The following is an 18,291-nucleotide window of genomic DNA, read 5'->3' as shown; positions in this document are numbered from 1 at the left end:
TTTCGCAGGGATAAGGTAGGTCTGTTTTAACGTTCAGCCACCCCACGCAGTATCTTGGGTCATTGAACCGTCCTTATCGACGTGATCGCCAGGAAGGTCGTCGGCCCATCGGGACCGGACGGCCCCCGATAGCACCCTTGCGCCTGGAGGTGATGAACCGCTGCGGCGGTCAGTTCCCAGGCCATGCTTTCATCCTGAATGGCAAAGGCCTGGTCGTCGCCAAACAGGTCAAACCCCGTAATGGCTTGAAGTTGCTTGAGCGGCAGCGCGACCTCGCGCAATGCAGGGTCGACGCTAGGGTTGCTCCAGGCCCATTTCCAGGCGCTGAATTTACCCGAGTAGCTGCCGATGCTTACGACGTCTGCCACGACGGCCAGCCTGTCGTGGCTGTCGAAGAACTGGAGTACCCCCGTGGATTGTTCGAACCACCAACGGGCCATTTCGCCCAGCCAGTAAACCCGGCTCAACTCCGTCTGTTTCAGTGACAGCTCATCCATCACTTGCGCCAAAAATGCTTCAAATTCATGGTCCGTCATGGACGTCTCCTTGTTGTGCAGCAAAAGCCAGCCGATACCTGACTTCCTCCAGTGTCACGCCGCCCCTTATCAGGTTGCGCTCACTGCCGGCATCCGCGACACAGCCTGCCCTGCGATAAAACCGGATCGCTCTTTCATTAAGGCTCAACACCCAAAGCGTCACCCCCTGAAATCCACACTCCCTCAATGTCTGCAGGCCGGCCTTCCACAAGGCCAGCCCGGCGCCCGTTTGCCAATACCGGGCTAACACGTAGATGGCCATGACTTCGCCGGTGTTTGCCCCAGCCGCATCTTCGTCACGGCTGGCGCCCACAGAGATCCAGCCGAACTACTTGCTTATCCACCTGCGCGACCCACACGTTGGACTCATCCGATTCTAACGCGCGCATCCAGAAGGATTCACGCTGAGCCAGGGTGGCTTCCAGCGAACTCAGGTATTGAGCAGGCATCAGGTCACGATACGCGGCTTGCCAACTGCTGATATGCACCTGGGCAATGGTCGTTGCATCAGAGGGTAATGCCTTGCGGATCATTGAAGTATTCCTGCTTCGTACTCTGGACAACAACGATAGCGAATACAGGTAACGGATTTATTTTTTCATTCAGTAATCCGCCACCTTTTCAGGCTTCGAAAAATTCGCTGTCTGGAAGCACACGCAGGCTGATATGTTTCGAGCCTCACGCAAAGGGAGGTGCCATGCAACCGTTAGCCACCAACGCCGCACTGCTGATCATCGACATGCAGCAAGGCATGAACGAACCGAAGCTGGGGCGACGCAACAACGCGGATGCTGAAGTGCAGATGCAGCGCCTGCTAAAGGCGTGGCGGCAATCCAACCGCCCGGTCGTGCACATCCGGCACATGTCCCGCTCGCCCGACTCGGTGTTTTGGCCGGGCCAGCCGGGGTGCGAGTTCCAGCCCGCGCTGCAACCGCTTGCCCTGGAGCATGTGGTGGAGAAGAACGTTCCGGATGCGTTCACCGCGACAGGGTTGGAGCGTTGGCTGCACGTGCGTGGGATCCGGCAATTGGTGATCGCCGGCGTGATCACCAACAACTCGGTCGAGTCCACGGCACGCTCAGGCGGCAACCTGGGCTTTGCGGTGACGGTGGTTTCAGACGCCTGCTACACCTTCGATCAAGTCGATTTATCCGGGCGCCTTTGGCCTGCTGAAGACGTGCATGCGTTGTCGCTGAGCAACCTGGCGATGGACTATGCCGGGGTTGTAGAGACCGACGAAATACTGGCTCATTGCTGAGTGGAGCCGTCATGCATTCGGTGCACCGAATGCGTCAGCATTGGACCCGCTGAAGATAGTCTTCCAGCGTATCGACATGCGCTGAAGAAACCACCGCCCCAACATACCCATCAGGACGCACCAGCACCCACTCGCCAATCGCCAGCCCATAGATGCGTTGAAAGTGCCCCTGGTCGTCGATCAGCTCGCCGCCGGCCCCAACCGTATGAATCTGCACACCAGGCCGCGCCTTGACTAAGCCACCCGCCACGCCGTAGCCCAGCAGTGTCCAGTGGGGTCCCTGAAAAAGGTTGAACAACCGCAATGCCTGCCCAGCGACACCCCGGACCGGCGCGTCCGGCGCTCGGTCGCCGGCGGCAACGCCGTTGCGCACGGGGTGCTGCAACGCCAGCGAGGACGTGGGGTAGCCGATGTCCAGTTGGTGCACTTCCCTGCCCCGCCGCAGCTCGCCGCTCTTCATCTCGCCGAGCAGTTGGGTGGACAAACCGAGCACCGAGGCGGCGACCGGCCGGCGCTCCTGTTCGTAGGTGTCGAGCAAACCATCGGGCGCTCCCTGCACCACCGCAGCCAGCTTCCAGCCGAGGTTGTAGGCGTCCTGCACACTGGTATTGAGGCCCTGGCCACCGGTGGGCGGATGGATATGGGCGGCGTCCCCCACCAGCAGCACCCGGCCCTGGCGGTATTGATCAGCCAAGCGTGCGTTCATGGTGTAGGCCGACGACCAGGTCACGCTGTGTACCTGGAGATCGCCGCGGCCGGTGCGCTGGGCGAGCAGGTGCGTGAGCCCTTCGGCGCTGAAGTCGATGTCGACATCCGCCGGGATCGGCGCCTGGATCTGAAACAGGTCGGTGCCGGCCAGTGGACATATCGCAATCTGGCGCTGCCCATCCCCCTCTCCGAAGCGGTGCCAGGCATCACGTGTGAGGCCGCTGAGTACCACATCCGCCACCAGGGCGTGTACGCCAAGGGTCTTGCCGGGGAAGCCGATATCCAGGGCGTGCCGGACAAAGCTGCGACCGCCATCGGCACCCACCAGCCAACGTGCGCGAACGCTTTCTTCGCCGGCTTTGCCGAGCAGTCGCGCGGTGACGCCCTCGGCATCCTGTTCGAACCCCACCAGCTCACAACCAAACTCAGGCTGGTGGCCCAGTTCAAGCAAACGTTCGCGCATCACCTGTTCGGTCAAAAACTGCGGCACCATCAACGGTTGCTGGTAGGGCTCAGCGGGTGTCGGGGCGTTGGTTTGGGTGAATTCGACGTCGCGGTAGCTGCCATCGTCGCGGTAGCGCCGGTCAGTCGGATAGACTCCACCCACGGCCATCAAACGATCGAGAAGCCCCAGGTCTTCGAAGACTTCCTGAGACCTGGGCTGGATGCCCTTGCCACGGGAGCCGGGGAAAGGCTGCTGGTTCTTTTCGATCAAGCGAAAGGTGATGCCCCTTCTCGCCAGGTCGATCGCCAAGGTCAGGCCAGCGGCACCGGCACCGCAAATCAGTACATCGACAGCGAATTGCGTTTTCATACTGGATCACCTATATGTGCAATACGCACATATTAAGAGAGGCCAACACTGTGTCAATAAAATATGTGCAAAACGCACATATATCTGCCCAACTGCGTGACCTGCATGGCTCATTAGTTGAGATCGTGGGGGTGATGAACCGCCCGCAACGCGACGAGGCGATGGTCCGCGAAGCTGGGATTTCCCTGGACCGCGCCCTGTTTCCATTGCTGGTGCTGGTAGAGCGGCTGGGTCCGATTGGTGTGGTCGAACTGGCCGACCGCGTAGGCCGCGACTACACCACGGTGAGCCGGCAGGTGACCAAGCTGGAAAGCTTGGGCCTGGTGTTGCGCCAGGCAAGCGCAATTGATCGCCGCGTGCGAGAGTCGGTGATTACCGATAAAGGCAAGGCCATGACTGACCGTGTCGATGACGCGCGGGAGAGGATCGGTGTGTCGATCTTCTCCACTTGGGAGGAAGGTGATTTCGACAACCTGGTGCGGTTGATGCGCAAGTTTGCAGAGGACATCAAGGCCGATTCAGTGCGTGCGACGGAGGGCATCGCCTAGGGCCATCTACGTTTCCTGTGGCAAGCGGGGCAAGCCCGCTCGCCACACTGCGTCAATCCAGTGCCAGTTCCACCCCCCCACCGTTCAACCGCACCGGCCACACCCGCAGGCGCTGGTCCGGTGCCTCCAGGCATTGCCCATCTTCCAAGCGGTAATGCTGCTTATAGATCGGCGCCGCCACCACCAGGTCGCCCTTGATACTGCCGATCAAGCCACGTCCGATAACATTGGCACCGGATTCCGGGTCATGGTTGTCAATCGCGTACAAGGTCTGGTCCTGCGCGCCCGGCAGGTAGAACAGCGCCACTTGCGCGCCGTCCAACCACACCACCACGCCGGAATTGCTCACCAGGTCGGACTCGCTGCACACACGTTTCCAGGTGGCCAGGTTGCGTTGGGTATTGAGCTGACTCATCAGGCAATCTCCTCGGTGACGGGAATCAGGTTGAGTTCGGCCGCCATGATCGGCCGACGCTGACCGCGTTCCTGGACGAAGTGGATGTCCGGGTCGGGGCGTTTGTCGTTGACGAAGGTGCGGAAGCGCTTGAGTTTTTCCGGGTCTGCGAGGGCGTTGGCCCACTCGCATTCGTAACGGTCGACGACTTGTTGCATCTGCGCTTCCAGCTCGGCACCCAGGCCCAGGCTGTCGTGCAGGATCACATCCTTGAGGAAATCCAGGCCGCCTTCCAGGCTTTCGCGCCATACCGAGGTGCGTTGCAGCTTGTCGGCGGTGCGGATGTAAAACATCATGAAACGGTCGATGTATTGGATCAGCGTGGCGTCGTCCAGGTCGGTGGCGAACAGTTCCGCATGACGCGGGCGCATGCCACCGTTGCCGGCGATGTAGAGGTTCCAGCCCTTCTCGGTGGCGATTACGCCGACGTCCTTGCTCTGGGCCTCCGCGCACTCGCGGGTACACCCGGACACCGCGAACTTGAGTTTGTGCGGCGAGCGCAGGCCCTTGTAGCGGTCTTCGATCTGCAGCGCCATTTTCACACTGTCCTGCACGCCGTAGCGGCACCAGGTGCTGCCCACGCAGGACTTTACCGTGCGCGTGGATTTGCCGTAGGCATGCCCGGTTTCAAACCCGGCGGCGATCAGTTCGCTCCAGATATCCGGCAGTTCGTGCAGTTGCGCCCCAAACAGGTCGATACGCTGGCCGCCGGTGATCTTGGTATAGAGGTCGTATTTCTTCGCCACTTCGCCGATCACAATGAGTTTATCCGCGGTGATCTCGCCGCCCGGAATACGCGGCACCACCGAGTAGGTGCCGTTCTTCTGCATGTTGGCCATGAACGTGTCGTTGGTATCCTGCAACGGCACCAGGGACGCATCCATGATCGGCTGGTTCCAGCACGAGGCCAGGATCGAACCCACCGCCGGTTTGCACACGTCGCAACCGGTATGGCCACGGCCGTGTTTGGCCAGCAGTTCGTCGAAGGTAATGATGCCTTCCACGCGCACCAGGGCGTACAACTCCTGCCGGGTATAGGCGAAATGTTCGCACAGGCTCTTGTCGACGCTGACCCCACGCGCAATCAGCTCATGCTCGAACACTTGCTTGAGCAACCCGGCGCAGCCACCGCAACCGGTGCAGGCTTTTGTCTGGGATTTGAGCAGGCCGAGGTCGCTGCAGCCGCTGTCGATGGCCGAGCAGATCGCGCCTTTGGTCACGTTATGGCAAGAGCACACGGTGGCCGATTCCGGCAACGCGCCAGGGCCCAGGGTCGGCGCGCCGGCGGAGGATGGCAGGATCAGGCTGGCCGGTTCGGATGGCAGTGCGATGCCGTTCTGCATGTATTGCAGCAGGGTGTCGTAGTAGCTGTTGTCGCCCACCAATACGGCGCCGATCACCTGCTTGCCCGAGGCATCCACCACCAGGCGTCGATAGCTGGCGCTGGCTTCGTCGATGAACTGATAGCTGCGGGCGCCGGGGGTGTGGGCATGGGCGTCGCCGATAGAGCCCACGTCCACGCCGAGCAACTTGAGTTTGGTCGACATGTCGGCGCCCACAAACGGCTCGGCGGTCTGCTCGCAGAGCAGCGCAGCGACGCCTCGGGCCATCTGGTAGCCCGGTGCGACCAGGCCGAACAGGCTACCGTTCCAAGAGGCGCACTCACCGATTGCGTAGATGTTCGGGTCGCAACTCAGGCACTCATCATTGATTACCACGCCGCCGCGCGGGCCGATGTCCAGGCCTGCCTTCCGCGCCAACGCGTCCTGGGCGCGGATGCCCGCGGAGAACACGATCAGGTCGGTTTCGAGGAACTCGTCATTGGCAAAATTCATGCGGTAACGGTAGTGCTCGCCCGCACTGATGGATTGGGTGGCGCGCGACAAATGCACCCCCACGCCCAACCGCTCGATCTGCGCCTTGAGCGCCAGGCCGCCAAAGTCGTCGAGTTGCACCGGCATCAAGCGCGGCGCGAACTCCACCACATGGGCTTCAAGGCCCAGGCTTTTCAGCGCGTTGGCAGCTTCCAGGCCCAGCAGTCCTCCGCCCACCACCACGCCGCGCCGCGCATTGGCAGCGGCCTTGCGGATCGCGTCCAAGTCTTCAAGGGTGCGATACACCAGTCGTGAATCACCTTCGGCGCCGTCGATAGGTGGCACGAACGGATAGGAGCCGGTGGCCAGCACCAGCTTGTCATAGGCGACGCAGCCGTCAGCGGTAATCACCTCGCAGCGGGCGCGGTCAATCTCCAACACCGGCACGCCGAGATGCAGGGTTACACCCGGCGTCTGGTACAACGAGGCGTCGGACAAGGCCAACGACTCGGCGTCGCGCCCGCTGAAATATTCGGACAGATGCACCCGGTCATAGGCGCGCATCGGCTCCTCGCTGAACACATGCAAACGGTAGTGATCCAGTGCGCCGCGCTCGATCAATTGCGCCACACAGTGGTGGCCGACCATGCCATTGCCGACGACGATCAAGGTTTTGAGATTGTTCATATAAAGCACCCGACAAAGCTCATCACGGTTTAAAAAAGCAAAAAAAAACGCCTGAAACCTTGCGGTTCCAGGCGTCTTTGCCTGTTCTTATGCGGGTTCGGATCAGGCGACTGCGCCGGATTCTCCGCTATTGCCCCTGGTGTCGATCGTCGTTGACCGAAGTGGGTTGAGGGGGAGCTTGCAGGGTCTGTGCCAAGCCGTCGGATACCCCGCTGCAACGCCGCTGGCGTCGACAACCCACGCTAAAACACCGCCCGCGGCGCCTCCAACTGGTGCGCCCCGCTTCATAAATGTGCACACCCCATCCTCTGCCGAACCGTTTTCTGGGGTGAGCGGACTTGCCCCGCGCCTCGGTCTCAGGAGAGTTGCTGCGCAGCCCGGTGCGGGGCAGGCCCGCTCATCACGACAGGCCGCGTTCCTCAACAAACCGCGCCTTGGACAACCTGGCGCGTGACTTGCTAGGGACACCCCAACCAAGCAGTCAACGCTGACTGCCCTCTCACGACAAAGGCGCCGTGTAATCCCCGTTCTCAACGGAGGGTTGCAAGGCGCCTTTTTTGTTTACGCAGGTTTTAGATGGCCAATCAGAGCATACGCAGTGTGTGTCCCTATTGTGGCGTGGGCTGCGGCATCGTCATGCAGGTAGAAAACAATAAAGTGGTCAAGGTGATCGGAGACACGGCCCACCCCACCAACTTCGGCCGTCTGTGCACCAAGGGCACCACCTGCGGGCAAGCCATCGCCGACTCCGGCCGCATGGAAAACGCATATGTCCGCCAGGCCCGGGAGCATGACCCGGTGCGCATCGGTATAGACAAAGCCATCAGCGAAACCGCGCGCCGCCTGCGCCACACCCTCGACACGCACGGGCCGCAGGCATTGGCGTTCTATGTGTCAGGGCAGATGTCGCTGGAAGCCCAGTACCTGATCAACAAATTGGCCAAGGGCTTCGTACGCACCCACCACATCGAGTCCAACTCTCGGCTGTGCATGGCCAGCGCCGGCAGTGGCTACAAACTCTCCCTCGGCGCCGACGGCCCGCCGGGGTCCTATGAAGATTTCGATCGGGCCGACCTGTTCTTCGTGATCGGCGCAAACATGGCTGACTGTCACCCCATCCTGTTCCTGCGCATGATGGACCGGGTCAAGGCCGGGGCGAAGCTGATCGTAGTCGACCCACGGCGCAATGCCACGGCGGACAAGGCCAACCTGTTCCTGCCGATCAAACCCGGCACCGACCTTGCGCTGCTCAATGGCTTGCTGCATCTGCTGGTGAAAAACGGCCACACCGACCCTGCCTTTATCGCCGCCTTCACCGACGGCTGGGAGGCGATGCCCGCGTTCCTGGAGGACTATTCGCCAGAGCACGTCGCCGTGATCACCGGCCTGGCCGAAGCAGATATCCGCCAAGCCGCCGACTGGATCGGCCAGGCCGCGAAGTGGATGAGCTGCTGGACCATGGGCCTCAACCAGAGCACCCACGGCACCTGGAACACCAACGCCCTGTGCAACCTGCACCTGGCCACCGGCGCCATTTGCCGACCAGGCAGCGGGCCGTTTTCCCTCACCGGTCAACCCAACGCCATGGGCGGGCGCGAAATGGGCTACATGGGCCCTGGGTTACCGGGGCAACGTTCGGTGCTGGTCGAGGCCGACCGCGCCTTTATCGAGGACTTGTGGCAGATCCCCCCTGACAGCCTGCCGCGCCAGGCCGGAGCGGGCACCGTGGCGATGTTCGAACAGATGGCCGCCGGGCAGATCAAGGCCTGCTGGATCATCTGCACCAACCCGGTCGCCAGCGTGCCCAATCGGCAAACCGTCATCAAGGGCCTGCAAACCGCCGAGCTGGTGATCACCCAGGACGCCTTTCTCGACACAGAGACCAACCGCTACGCCGATATCCTGTTGCCCGGCGCGCTTTGGGCCGAGGCCGAAGGGGTGATGATCAACTCCGAGCGCAACCTGACATTGATGCAAAAGGCCGTCGACGCTCCCGGCGAAACCTTGCCCGACTGGCAGATCATCGCCAGGGTCGCCAGTGAGATGGGTTTTGCCGAGGCCTTCACTTACGCCTCGGCGTCCGAGGTGTTTGAGGAAATCAAACGCGCCTGGAACCCCAAGACCGGCTACGACATTCGCGGCGCGAGTTACCCGCGCCTGCGTGAGAAGCCGCTGCAATGGCCCTGCGCATCGGACGCTGCAGCGGACCGCAACCCGATCCGCTACGTGGACAAAGGCCCCGTCACCTTCGCCACCGACAACGGCAAAGCCCAGTTCCTCGCCCGACCTCATATGCCGCCGGCGGAACTGCCCGATGAGGCGTTCCCCTTTGTGCTCAATACCGGCCGTGTGCAGCACCAATGGCACACCCTGACCAAGACCGGCAAGGTCGCCACCCTGAACAAACTCAACCCCGGCCCCTTCGTCGAATTGCACGCCGAAGACGCCGCCCGCCTGGGCGTCAAAGACAAGGACCGGGTTGAAATACGTTCCCGCCGCGGCCACGCGGTGCTGCCCGCCGTGATCACCGACCGCGTGCGGCCAGGCAACTGCTTTGCGCCCTTCCATTGGAACGATGTGTTCGGCGACAACCTGGCGATCAACGCGGTGACCAACGACGCCGTCGACCCGATCTCCTTGCAACCGGAGTTCAAATGCTGCGCCGTCGCCCTGGCCCGCGTTGAGCTGATCGGCCTGCAGTCCCTCGACCGCCCTTCCCCTGTAGCTGAGGACACCGCCATGTCGCGCCTCGACGCCTTCGCCGAAATCGCCGGCATCCGCCACCTGTCTGCGCCGCCACTGAGCGACAGTGAGCGCACCTACCTCGCTGGCTTCCTCAGCGGCCTGCAAGCCAACGCCGCACGCCAGGCCGTCGGCATCCCGACCATGCCCACGAATGCGCCATTGGCGGATGCCTCGCGGCTGTGGCTGAACGGCTTGCTCGGCGCACTGTTCAGCCCTACAGAATCCCTCGCAACCCCCTCCCCGGCCGTCACCTTGTTGTGGGCCTCGCAAACCGGCAACGCCGAGGCCTTGGCCGAACGTTTTGCCAAGCGCCTGCGCGACGCGGGTATCAGCGTGGAACTGAGCGCGATGTCGGACTTCCCGGCGAGCAAACTGGCGAGCACCCACACCCTGGCGTTGATCAGCAGCACCTTTGGCGACGGCGACCCACCGGACAACGGTGAAGGTTTCTGGCACAGCCTCAGCACCGCCGAGACGCGCCTGGAGTCGCTGCGCTTCGCGGTGCTGGCCCTGGGCGATCCGAATTACGACCAGTTCTGCAACCACGGCAAACAACTCGACCAACGCCTGCTGGAACTGGGCGCCACCCGCCTGCTGGAACGCGTCGACTGCGATACCGAATTTGAAGCGCTGGCCGATGCCTGGCTAGTGCGCTTCCAGCAAACCCTCGCCCCGGCAAAACCCGTCGCACTCGCCACACCCGCGGGTAAAACCAAGCTGTATGGTTCACGCCTGCTGCTTAACCGCCAGCTCAACCCGCTGAGCGCCCACAAGGAAACCCGCCAGTTCGCCCTGGACCTAGCCGACTCCGGGCTGACTTATGAAGCCGGTGATGCGCTGGGCGTACGGCCACGCAACTGCCCCGAACTGGTCAACGAACTGCTCGACCTCACCCGCTTGAAGGCCAGTACCTGCGTGAACGTCGACACGTTCGGCGACGTGCCCCTGCAACAGGCCCTCACTCAGCACTTCGAAATCGCCCGGCCCAGCAGCGACACCCTCGCCTTCATCGCCGAGCGCAGCGCCAACCCTGGCCTCAAGCACTTGCTCAACCCCGAGCATAAGGCCGAACTGAATGACTGGCTGTGGGGCCGGCAACTGGCGGATGTGCTACAGGAATACCCCATCGAGTGTTCGGCGGATGAGCTGCTGGGCACGCTCAAACGCCTGCAACCGCGCCTGTATTCAATCGCATCAAGCGCCAAGGCCCACCCCCATGAAGTGCACCTCACCGTGGCTGCCGTGCGATATGGCAAGCGTAAGGGCGTGTCCTCGACCTTCCTGGCCGACCGTGTCGGCGACGGCGAAGTGCCGCTGTTCGTGCAGCCCTCCAAACACTTCCGCACACCCACTGACGGCGACGTGCCGATGATCATGATTGGCCCCGGTACAGGAATCGCCCCATTCCGTGCGTTCTTGCAGGAGCGTCGCGCGCTGGGTCATCAGGGTCGCAACTGGTTGTTTTTCGGCGAACAGCACGCGGCCAGTGATTTCTACTACCAGGATGAACTGCAAGGCATGCAACGCGACGGCCTGCTCAGCCATTTGAGCCTGGCGTTTTCCCGCGACCAGGCGCAAAAGGTCTACGTGCAGGACCGCATCCGCGAACAGGGTGCCGAGCTGTGGCGCTGGTTGCAGGATGGCGCCAAGCTGTACATCTGCGGCGATGCCAGCCATATGGCGAAAGATGTCGACCAGGCCCTGCGCCACGTCGCGCAAACCCACGGCGGGCTTGGCGTTGAGGGTGCCGTGGATTACTGGCGTCAGCTGAGTGAGCAGAAGCGTTATTTGCGTGATGTGTACTGATTGGATACAGAACAATAAGCACTTTGTATTGTGTACAAAAAACCCTAAAGATTTACCGGCTACGGGCCGAAACAGCAGTGATAGCAAATCGCCGCAAACCTGATACAGGCGCGCGACGATTTGGCCGCCCTTCACGCTGATGGTCGTCTCGATGAAAATAAAAAATAAGCTGGTACTCGCCTTTGTCTCGGTTGCTTTCATTCCGGTAAGCCTGGTGGCCGTGATTTCAGTCATGAACGCACGAACCGAAGCGGTGGATCAGTTCATCGACGGCAGCACCCGGGAAATCCGCCAGATCGATGGCAACATCCGCCAATTCTTCGACGGCACGCTGCAGAACGTCGATCAGATGGCCACCGATTCTGTATACACCTCCGTCAACACACTGAAGAACTATCAGCCCGCGGACGCGGCCAGCCAGCCCATGCCCGCCGAAGCGCAAACGGTGATCGAGCGCTTCGCGCGCTATGGCGCCACACACCCAGCAGCAGCGATCCTGTCCATCGGCCTGGAAGACGGCACCTACGCCAAATGGCCGGATGACCCGCAACTGGCCAAGTACGACCCGCGCACCCGGCCCTGGTACAAAGCAGCCATGGCCAGCCCCGGCAAGACCGTGCGCACCCCCGCGTATTACTACGACAAAGACGACGTCGCCCTGGTGGGCACCGCGCGCGCCCTGCTGGAAAACGGCAAGGCCAAGGGCGTATTCGTGGTCAGCGTCTCGCTGAAAAACCTCACCGAACTGGTCAAGAGCATCAAGTTGGGCGAAAGCGGCTACGTGATGCTGGTCGAAGACGGCGTGGTGCTGGTGGACCCGCGCAACGCCGCGCACAATTTCAAGCCGCTCAAGGGCCTGGGCGCGGCCTATGCACAGTTGGCCGAGACACCACAGGGCTCCACTGACGTGGTGATCGACGGCGTGCACTACATGGCCAACGTGTGGACGTCCCCCGGTCTGGGCTGGCGTTATATCGGGCTGATCGAACACCGTGAAGTCATGGCCGAAGCCACACGCATGACCTACCTCACCGCCCTTATTGTCGGTGTGCTGGTGCTGATCTTCGGACTGATCGCGGCGGCCTTCTCCAAGGTCATCGTCAAGCCTATCGGGCAGGTCAGCACCGGGTTGCAGTCCATTGCCCAGGGTGAAGGCGACTTGCGCCACGAACTGCAGGTCCAGGGCAAGGATGAAACCGCCGAACTCGCAGGCTGGTTCAACAAGTTTCTCGCGGCGATCCGTCAACTGATCCAACACATCGGCGCGGCCTCGGCCAATTTGCAGAACGCCTCCAAGGTCAACAGTGAGGTGGCGCACAATATGAATGAGGCGGCCGGACGCCAGCGTGAGGCGGTCGAGCTTGTATCCACTGCGTTCAACGAGATGGTCGCCACTGCCAACGAAGTCGCACGGTCCTGCAGCGGCGCGGCGGAATCCGCCGAGAACGGGCACCGTCGCGTGGCCGAGGGCAAGCAGCAGATCGAAGTCACCACCGATAACGTCAACCGCCTGGGGCGCCGCCTGACGGAATCATCCCAGGCCATGGTCGAACTGGAAGCCGGCAGCCGCAGCATCAACCAGATCCTCGGCACCATCCGTGCGATTGCCGAACAGACCAACCTGCTGGCGCTCAACGCGGCTATCGAGGCCGCCCGTGCCGGTGATCAGGGCCGTGGTTTTGCGGTGGTGGCCGACGAAGTACGCGCCCTGGCCAAACGCACCTCCGACTCCACCGGCGAAATCGAACAACTGCTCGGCACCCTGGAAAACAAGACCCAGGAAGTCACGCAAAAGATGGGCAGTTGCCTGGACCTGTCGCGGGCCAGCGTGTCGTCCATCGAAAGCGCGCGGGACAGCTTTGAAGGCATCCAGACGTCGGTCAACGAAATCCGCGACCAGAACCTGCAGATCTCCGCCGCCGCCGAGGAACAACACAGCGTGGCGGAAGAGATCAATCGGCACATCCAGCAGATCTACGACGAGGCCCGCCTGGTGGAAAGCCTGGCCAACTCGGCGCAGGACGATTCGGGACGGTTGTCCAACCTCTCGGATGAGTTGAATGGGCTGGTGGGACGGTTCGAGTCGTAGGACCCGTGTGGTTTGGTTATACCGGCGAGCACCCGTAGCACTACGCTCGCTGTGAAACCATCCAGCTCAGAAAGGCCTGAAGTCGGGCTGAGAATTTTTCACCATCGGCACTAGGGTTGCGGGCTTCAAACAGGAAGAACGCCACCTGAATCATCATCGTCGGATGCACCTGGACGAACAGCGCAACGTGCTCTTCGAGTGTCTGCGGCCACGTAGCCGCATCGGGCGAACGGAATACATGGGTCGCCCTGATCAACTTGCGTGACGCCTCACGCTGCCAGCGAAGCCGCTCCAATTCGCTGTCGGCGCCTGCGATGCGTGTGAGGTAGTCGGTCAAAACCTTTTCGAAGTCACCGTTCATGGCCAAGGCAATTTCCACGGAAGGCCGAAACCGCTCAACGTGCAGCGCAAGGTCCTCCCCCCACACGCATCGGCAATGGTGCTTGAGCCAGAATCCCCAGCTGTTCAGGTTTTCGGCCGCCACTACTTCCCCACGGCTGCCAATATCGAAATCGACCTTGGTGACTTGCGAATGCCGGCGCTCCAGGTCGCGCCGGATTGCTTCCAACCGTTCCAGTACCTGTGAAGTCGGCGGCTGGCGCAGCACCAGCGTGAGATCAAGATCGGAAACACCAGGGACGGCATCACCGCGCGCCACACTGCCATAGAGGTAGATGCCCTCCACTCCTAGCTCTTCGTGCGAGAGCGTGGTGCAGGCATCTTCAAGCAATGACTGAAACTCGCTCTGCACGGGCGTTTCTGGGATTGTGAGGACAAAACCTTCGGCGTCGACGCCGTTAAAATGCGTTGCACTCACGAACGAAGCACCTCAATCCCCCCCTCCTCCCACGCGAACGTTGATTGGCCCGAGGCGATCTTGCCGCACAATAGCTGCAGGGTTGGCATGGTTGCAGGCTCCCTCACTGAACTGAACGTCGCTTGAAATGCTCATAAAACGCCCACGCTGCCACATTCTTGTCCTTGGACTCCAGCATGATGTCGAAGCGATCGAAAAACTGCAGCGCGTAGTCGTTGGTCCAGCGGTTCCACATTTGCGCGCTGTGGGCGTATAGGTCGCGCTTGGCGACCACCTTCAACAGCGCATCCATTTCCAGTTTGTGCTCGGCGTCGAAACCGAGCGCCTGCAAGACTTCCTGGGGCTGAGAGTAATGCATGGTAGGGCGCACGCCGCGCCAGCTTTCAATCACGCGGGCGACCCGTTCCGAGTGCGGGTCGATGTACTCGTTTTCATTGATCCAGCAATGATGGATATCCAGCACCACCGGCGCCAGGTCGGCAACTTGCAGGCAATGGTCGAGGCCATAGGTTTTTTCGTCGTTCTCGAAGGTGATGCAGTTGCGCGCCACTTCCGACAGCCGCGCCCACACCGCGCGGGTGCCTTCCACACCCAGGCGACCGGCGATATGCACGTTGCATTTGAGGTCCTGGAAGCGCCGGCCGTAGCCCATCATGCGGATCATGTCGGCGTGGTATTCAAACTCGGCCAGGCTGTTTTCCACCACACCGGGGTTCTCCGAACCGAGCACGCAGTACTGGCCGGGGTGGAACGACAGGCGGATATCCGACGCACGCGCCAGCTCGCCAATGGCCGCGAAGCCTTCCTCCAATTGACGCTCGATGGCCGGGTCTGTGTACACGGCGGCGACTTTTGGGTGGCTGTAAAACGGCAGCAAATCGCTGCTCAGGCGCAGCATGCGCAAGGTCGGCGGCAGTTCGGCGACATAGGCCAGCAAGCGCAATTGGGCGGCCAGGTTGTGAGTGACCACTTCCACCAGCTTGTCGCGGGCCACTTGCGGCGTGACGCTGTCCATCCAGCGCAACGTGGTGGTGCGCGGGTTGAAGGGGCCTTCGATCAACTTCAAGGCACTGGCGGACAGCAGGCGCTCGGGATGTCGGTACTGGCACGCAAAGCCGATGCGGGGGTGGGTCATGGAGGCGCCTGGCGAAAGCAAAGAATGGAATGATACGGCGTTAGGCCGGCGCCGCCCTAGAGGGTTCCCACTATTTCGAAACGTTTCACGCTGAACTTTCTCACACACGCTGCGTTCACTTCTTATGCGCTGCCCCGTCCAGGGGCGTTGTACAACAAGGAGCCGCCCCCCTATGACTACCCTTCCCGCCTACCGATACGCACCCGGGCCGCTGCATGCGACCTTGCTCGCCGGCACCGTGCCGTTGTTTCTCGGTGCCTTGCTCAGCGACATTGCTTACACCCAGACCTACCAGATTCAATGGGCCAACTTCTCGGCCTGGCTGATTGCCGGTGCACTGGTATTCGCAGGCTTTGCGTTTTTGTTTGCGCTGGTCAACCTGCTCCGTGCCGAACGCAAGGCCGGGCAACCCACACGATATGTCCTGTTGCTGCTGGTCACCTGGATACTCGGCCTGGTCAATGCCTTCCAACACGCCAAGGACGCCTACGCCTCGATGCCCGGCGGCCTGATCCTGTCGGCGATTGTCTTGCTGCTGACGTTGGCGGCCACCTGGACCGGCCTGCGCTCGGGAGGTGTTAAATGAAAACGTCCAGCACCCTGACCCTATTAAGCGCTGCGCTGCTGCTGACCGCATGTGGTGGTGAAGGCGACAAGACCCAGGCCCGTGGCCCCGATCCCAAGTTGCCGGAACAGCAAAGCAGCCTGCTACCCAGCATGAAGATTGCCGAGCCGGCCCCCTGGGGCGAACAGAAACCCAAGGTGCCGCAAGGCTACAGCGTCACCGCCATCGCCACTGACCTGGCCATCCCGCGCCAGACCCTGGTGCTGCCCAACGGCGACATCCTCGTTGCCGAAGGCCGTGGCGGCAGCGCGGCCAAGCTCAAGCCCAAGGATGTGATCGCCAGCCTGATCAAGGCCGAAGGCAACACCAAGGTCAAGAGCGGCAACCGCCTGACGTTGCTGCGTGACGCCGATGGAGACGGCACCTATGAACTCAAGACCGTGTTCGCCGAAAACCTCAACGCGCCATACGGCCTGGCATTTGCCAACGGCAAGCTCTACGTGGCCAACCAGGATGCACTGGTGAGTTTCGACTACGCCGACGGCCAGACCAAGGCCGCTGGCCCACCCACCAAGGTCACCGACCTGCCGGCGCAGATCAACCACCACTGGACCAAGTCCCTGGCGGTGAGTGCTGACGGCAGCCAGCTCTACGTGGGTATCGGCTCCAACAGCAACATCACCGAACGTGGCATGGAAGTGGAGATCGATCGCGCGATGGTCTGGCAGATCGACGCCGCGACCGGCGCGCACAAGCCTTATGCAACGGGCCTGCGCAACCCGACGGCGCTGACCCTGCAGCCTGACACCGGTCAACTGTGGACCGTTGTGAACGAACGCGACGAACTGGGCCCCGACCTGGTGCCAGACTACCTGACCTCCGTGCGTGAAGGCGCGTTCTACGGCTGGCCGTACAGCTACTGGGGCCAGAATGTCGACCCGCGCGCCCAGCCACAGAACCCGGCCAAGGTTGCCGCCGCGATCAAGCCGGATTACAGCCTGGGCTCCCACGTGGCAGCCCTTGGCGTGGACTTCTCTATCCCCGAAATGGGCGAGCAGTTTGCAGACGGCGTATTCGTCGGTGAACACGGCAGTTGGAACCGCGACAACCCGGTGGGCTACAAAGTGATCTTCGTGCCGTTCAGCAACGGCAAACCGTCCGGCGAGCCGATCGACTTCGCCACCGGCTTTCGCGGCGACGACGGCAAGACCCGTGGGCGCCCGGTCGGCGTGACGGTGGATCCGAAAGGTGCGCTGATCATCGCCGATGACTTGGCCAATACCATTTGGCGGGTGACACGTAACCGCTAAGCAAACCGTTTGACATGGTTGCCTGAAGCAACAATATAATTGCTTCAGGCAACTATTCGAGCATTTCAGCATGTCCACTCCCTTGCTTGTCGAACGCGCCGGCATCGTGCGCAGTTTCAATCGCTTCTACACCCACCAGATCGGCGTACTGCAGGAACACCTGCTGCAAAGCGACTATTCGCTCACCGAAATCCGCGTGATGTACGAATTGTCTACCCGCGGCGATCTCACCAGCGCGGACCTGTGTCAGATGCTCAGCCTCGACGCGGGCTACTTGAGCCGATTGACCAGTGGCTTCGAAAAGAAGGGCCTGATCCAGAAAGTCCGCTCCGCTACCGATGCACGGGCGGTGCAACTGCATCTCACCGACCACGGCCGTGCGGTGCTGAAGCCCCTGGAACAGCAGACCCAGAACGAAGTCATCACCCTGCTCGAGAACTTGCCTGAACCACAACAGCGGCAACTCACCGACGCCATGAAACGCATCCAGGCCCTGCTGCAAGGCACGGCGCCCAACTACCTGCTGCGCGATCCTCAACCCGGCGACATGGGCGTGGTGGTGCAGCAACAAACCGCGTTGTATGCCCGTGAATACGGTTGGAACTGGGAGTTCGAAGCGCTGGTGGCGGAGACTGTCGCCAAATACCTGAGGGCGTTTGATCCCACCTGCGAGCGTTGCTGGATCGCGGAAAAAGACGCTGAAGTGGTGGGTTCGGTGTTCGTGATCCGCCACGACGACACCACGGCCAAGCTGCGCATGCTTTACGTGGATGCCAGCGCGCGGGGCATGGGTATCGGCCAACGGCTGGTGGATGAGTGCGTACGCTTTGCCCGGCAGGTCGGCTACCAGCGCATGCAGCTGTGGACGGTGGACGTCCTCAGCGATGCGCGCAAGCTCTATCAGAAAGCCGGGTTCGAATTGGTCGAGGAAGAAACGATGGACAGCTTCGGCAAATCCCTGGTCAGCCAGACCTGGGCCCGTGCGTTGTGAAAGAGGCCCGCGCC

13 protein-coding genes and 2 pseudogenes are annotated in these 18,291 nt (G+C 61.7%); 8 read left to right on the top strand and 7 right to left on the bottom strand.

Annotated elements, in window-relative coordinates; translation table 11 throughout:
- Positions 1-59 precede the first annotated feature (59 nt).
- Both AC4PS7_RS06685 and AC4PS7_RS06680 read right to left on the bottom strand, forming a co-directional pair.
- Positions 60-536 (bottom strand): DUF6882 domain-containing protein, encoded by a 477-nt coding sequence (locus AC4PS7_RS06685; RefSeq protein WP_010210154.1) that lies wholly within the window; start codon positions 534-536, stop codon positions 60-62.
- A pseudogene (locus AC4PS7_RS06680) lies at positions 523-1,069 on the bottom strand (GNAT family N-acetyltransferase). The gene AC4PS7_RS06685 and the pseudogene AC4PS7_RS06680 overlap by 14 nt, the downstream one beginning before the upstream one ends.
- Before the next feature lie 164 nt (positions 1,070-1,233).
- Between AC4PS7_RS06680 and AC4PS7_RS06675 the strand changes: the two are divergent.
- Positions 1,234-1,794: a cysteine hydrolase family protein gene (locus AC4PS7_RS06675; RefSeq protein WP_010210149.1), complete on the top strand. Its 561-nt coding sequence runs from the start codon at positions 1,234-1,236 to the stop codon at positions 1,792-1,794.
- A 34-nt stretch (positions 1,795-1,828) separates the two neighbouring features.
- Here the strand turns inward: AC4PS7_RS06675 and AC4PS7_RS06670 are convergent, their stop codons facing one another.
- Positions 1,829-3,316 carry an FAD-dependent oxidoreductase gene (locus AC4PS7_RS06670; protein WP_069672999.1) on the bottom strand — a complete coding sequence of 496 codons (1,488 nt, stop codon included), beginning with the start codon at positions 3,314-3,316 and terminating at the stop codon, positions 1,829-1,831.
- A 134-nt stretch (positions 3,317-3,450) separates the two neighbouring features.
- On the opposite strand from AC4PS7_RS06670, the gene AC4PS7_RS06665 reads away from it, so the two are divergent.
- Positions 3,451-3,864, top strand: coding sequence for a MarR family winged helix-turn-helix transcriptional regulator (locus AC4PS7_RS06665; protein WP_021493010.1), 414 nt, complete (start codon positions 3,451-3,453; stop codon positions 3,862-3,864).
- A 52-nt stretch (positions 3,865-3,916) separates the two neighbouring features.
- Here AC4PS7_RS06665 and nirD read toward each other — a convergent pair whose 3' ends face one another.
- Together nirD and nirB are read right to left on the bottom strand one after the other, a co-directional pair.
- Positions 3,917-4,279, bottom strand: a complete 363-nt coding sequence (nirD, locus tag AC4PS7_RS06660; RefSeq protein WP_010210145.1) for a nitrite reductase small subunit NirD — start codon at positions 4,277-4,279, stop codon at positions 3,917-3,919.
- The gene (gene nirB, locus AC4PS7_RS06655) at positions 4,279-6,819 is read right to left on the bottom strand and encodes a nitrite reductase large subunit NirB (RefSeq protein ID WP_457244280.1); all 2,541 of its coding nucleotides are present in this window, start codon (positions 6,817-6,819) and stop codon (positions 4,279-4,281) included. Before nirB ends, nirD begins: the two co-directional genes overlap by 1 nt.
- A 576-nt stretch (positions 6,820-7,395) precedes the next feature.
- Between nirB and AC4PS7_RS06650 the strand changes: the two genes are divergently transcribed.
- The 3 genes and pseudogenes from AC4PS7_RS06650 to AC4PS7_RS06640 all read left to right on the top strand — a co-directional run bounded on the left by AC4PS7_RS06650 (position 7,396) and on the right by AC4PS7_RS06640 (position 13,459).
- Complete coding sequence (locus AC4PS7_RS06650) at positions 7,396-11,370, top strand: bifunctional nitrate reductase/sulfite reductase flavoprotein subunit alpha (protein ID WP_492179241.1); 3,975 nt, start codon at positions 7,396-7,398, stop codon at positions 11,368-11,370.
- Between the two features lie 139 nt (positions 11,371-11,509).
- Positions 11,510-12,604, top strand: a pseudogene (locus AC4PS7_RS06645) (cache domain-containing protein); the annotation flags it as partial.
- An 87-nt stretch (positions 12,605-12,691) separates the two neighbouring features.
- Positions 12,692-13,459, top strand: a complete 768-nt coding sequence (locus tag AC4PS7_RS06640) for a methyl-accepting chemotaxis protein (RefSeq protein WP_492179350.1) — start codon at positions 12,692-12,694, stop codon at positions 13,457-13,459.
- Between the two features lie 40 nt (positions 13,460-13,499).
- Here AC4PS7_RS06640 and AC4PS7_RS06635 read toward each other — a convergent pair whose 3' ends face one another.
- Both AC4PS7_RS06635 and AC4PS7_RS06630 read right to left on the bottom strand, forming a co-directional pair.
- A complete protein-coding gene (locus AC4PS7_RS06635; RefSeq protein ID WP_252959490.1) occupies positions 13,500-14,276 on the bottom strand; it encodes a nucleotidyltransferase domain-containing protein in 777 nt (258 codons plus the stop codon).
- Positions 14,277-14,379: 103 nt separating this feature from the next.
- Positions 14,380-15,411, bottom strand: a complete 1,032-nt coding sequence (locus AC4PS7_RS06630) for a UV damage endonuclease UvsE (protein ID WP_042572270.1) — start codon at positions 15,409-15,411, stop codon at positions 14,380-14,382.
- Between the two features lie 172 nt (positions 15,412-15,583).
- Here AC4PS7_RS06630 and AC4PS7_RS06625 point away from each other — a divergent pair, with 172 nt between their 5' ends.
- The 3 genes from AC4PS7_RS06625 (at position 15,584) to AC4PS7_RS06615 (ending at position 18,277) form a co-directional block, all read left to right on the top strand.
- The gene (locus AC4PS7_RS06625) at positions 15,584-15,997 is read left to right on the top strand and encodes a DUF2231 domain-containing protein (protein WP_044287268.1); all 414 of its coding nucleotides are present in this window, start codon (positions 15,584-15,586) and stop codon (positions 15,995-15,997) included.
- Entirely contained in the window at positions 15,994-17,286 is a 1,293-nt protein-coding gene (locus AC4PS7_RS06620; RefSeq protein WP_010210134.1) for a PQQ-dependent sugar dehydrogenase, read from the top strand. Before AC4PS7_RS06625 ends, AC4PS7_RS06620 begins: the two co-directional genes overlap by 4 nt.
- Positions 17,287-17,356: 70 nt before the next feature.
- Entirely contained in the window at positions 17,357-18,277 is a 921-nt protein-coding gene (locus tag AC4PS7_RS06615; RefSeq protein ID WP_010210133.1) for a bifunctional helix-turn-helix transcriptional regulator/GNAT family N-acetyltransferase, read from the top strand.
- Positions 18,278-18,291: the final 14 nt, after the last annotated feature.

Source organism: Pseudomonas sp. DW-iso3, from assembly GCF_058725305.1.
This window is presented reverse-complemented; position numbering and strand designations above follow the sequence as displayed.

Coding starts and splice junctions, on each gene's coding strand:
- AC4PS7_RS06670 (WP_069672999.1), bottom strand. CDS start 3,316: ATGAAAACGCAATTCGCTGTCGATGTACTGATTTGCGGTGCCGGTGCC.
- AC4PS7_RS06625 (WP_044287268.1), top strand. CDS start 15,584: ATGACTACCCTTCCCGCCTACCGATACGCACCCGGGCCGCTGCATGCG.
- AC4PS7_RS06685 (WP_010210154.1), bottom strand. CDS start 536: ATGACGGACCATGAATTTGAAGCATTTTTGGCGCAAGTGATGGATGAG.
- AC4PS7_RS06630 (WP_042572270.1), bottom strand. CDS start 15,411: ATGACCCACCCCCGCATCGGCTTTGCGTGCCAGTACCGACATCCCGAG.
- AC4PS7_RS06640 (WP_492179350.1), top strand. CDS start 12,692: ATGAATGAGGCGGCCGGACGCCAGCGTGAGGCGGTCGAGCTTGTATCC.
- AC4PS7_RS06620 (WP_010210134.1), top strand. CDS start 15,994: ATGAAAACGTCCAGCACCCTGACCCTATTAAGCGCTGCGCTGCTGCTG.
- nirD (WP_010210145.1), bottom strand. CDS start 4,279: ATGAGTCAGCTCAATACCCAACGCAACCTGGCCACCTGGAAACGTGTG.
- AC4PS7_RS06650 (WP_492179241.1), top strand. CDS start 7,396: ATGGCCAATCAGAGCATACGCAGTGTGTGTCCCTATTGTGGCGTGGGC.
- AC4PS7_RS06665 (WP_021493010.1), top strand. CDS start 3,451: ATGAACCGCCCGCAACGCGACGAGGCGATGGTCCGCGAAGCTGGGATT.
- nirB (WP_457244280.1), bottom strand. CDS start 6,819: ATGAACAATCTCAAAACCTTGATCGTCGTCGGCAATGGCATGGTCGGC.
- AC4PS7_RS06615 (WP_010210133.1), top strand. CDS start 17,357: ATGTCCACTCCCTTGCTTGTCGAACGCGCCGGCATCGTGCGCAGTTTC.
- AC4PS7_RS06675 (WP_010210149.1), top strand. CDS start 1,234: ATGCAACCGTTAGCCACCAACGCCGCACTGCTGATCATCGACATGCAG.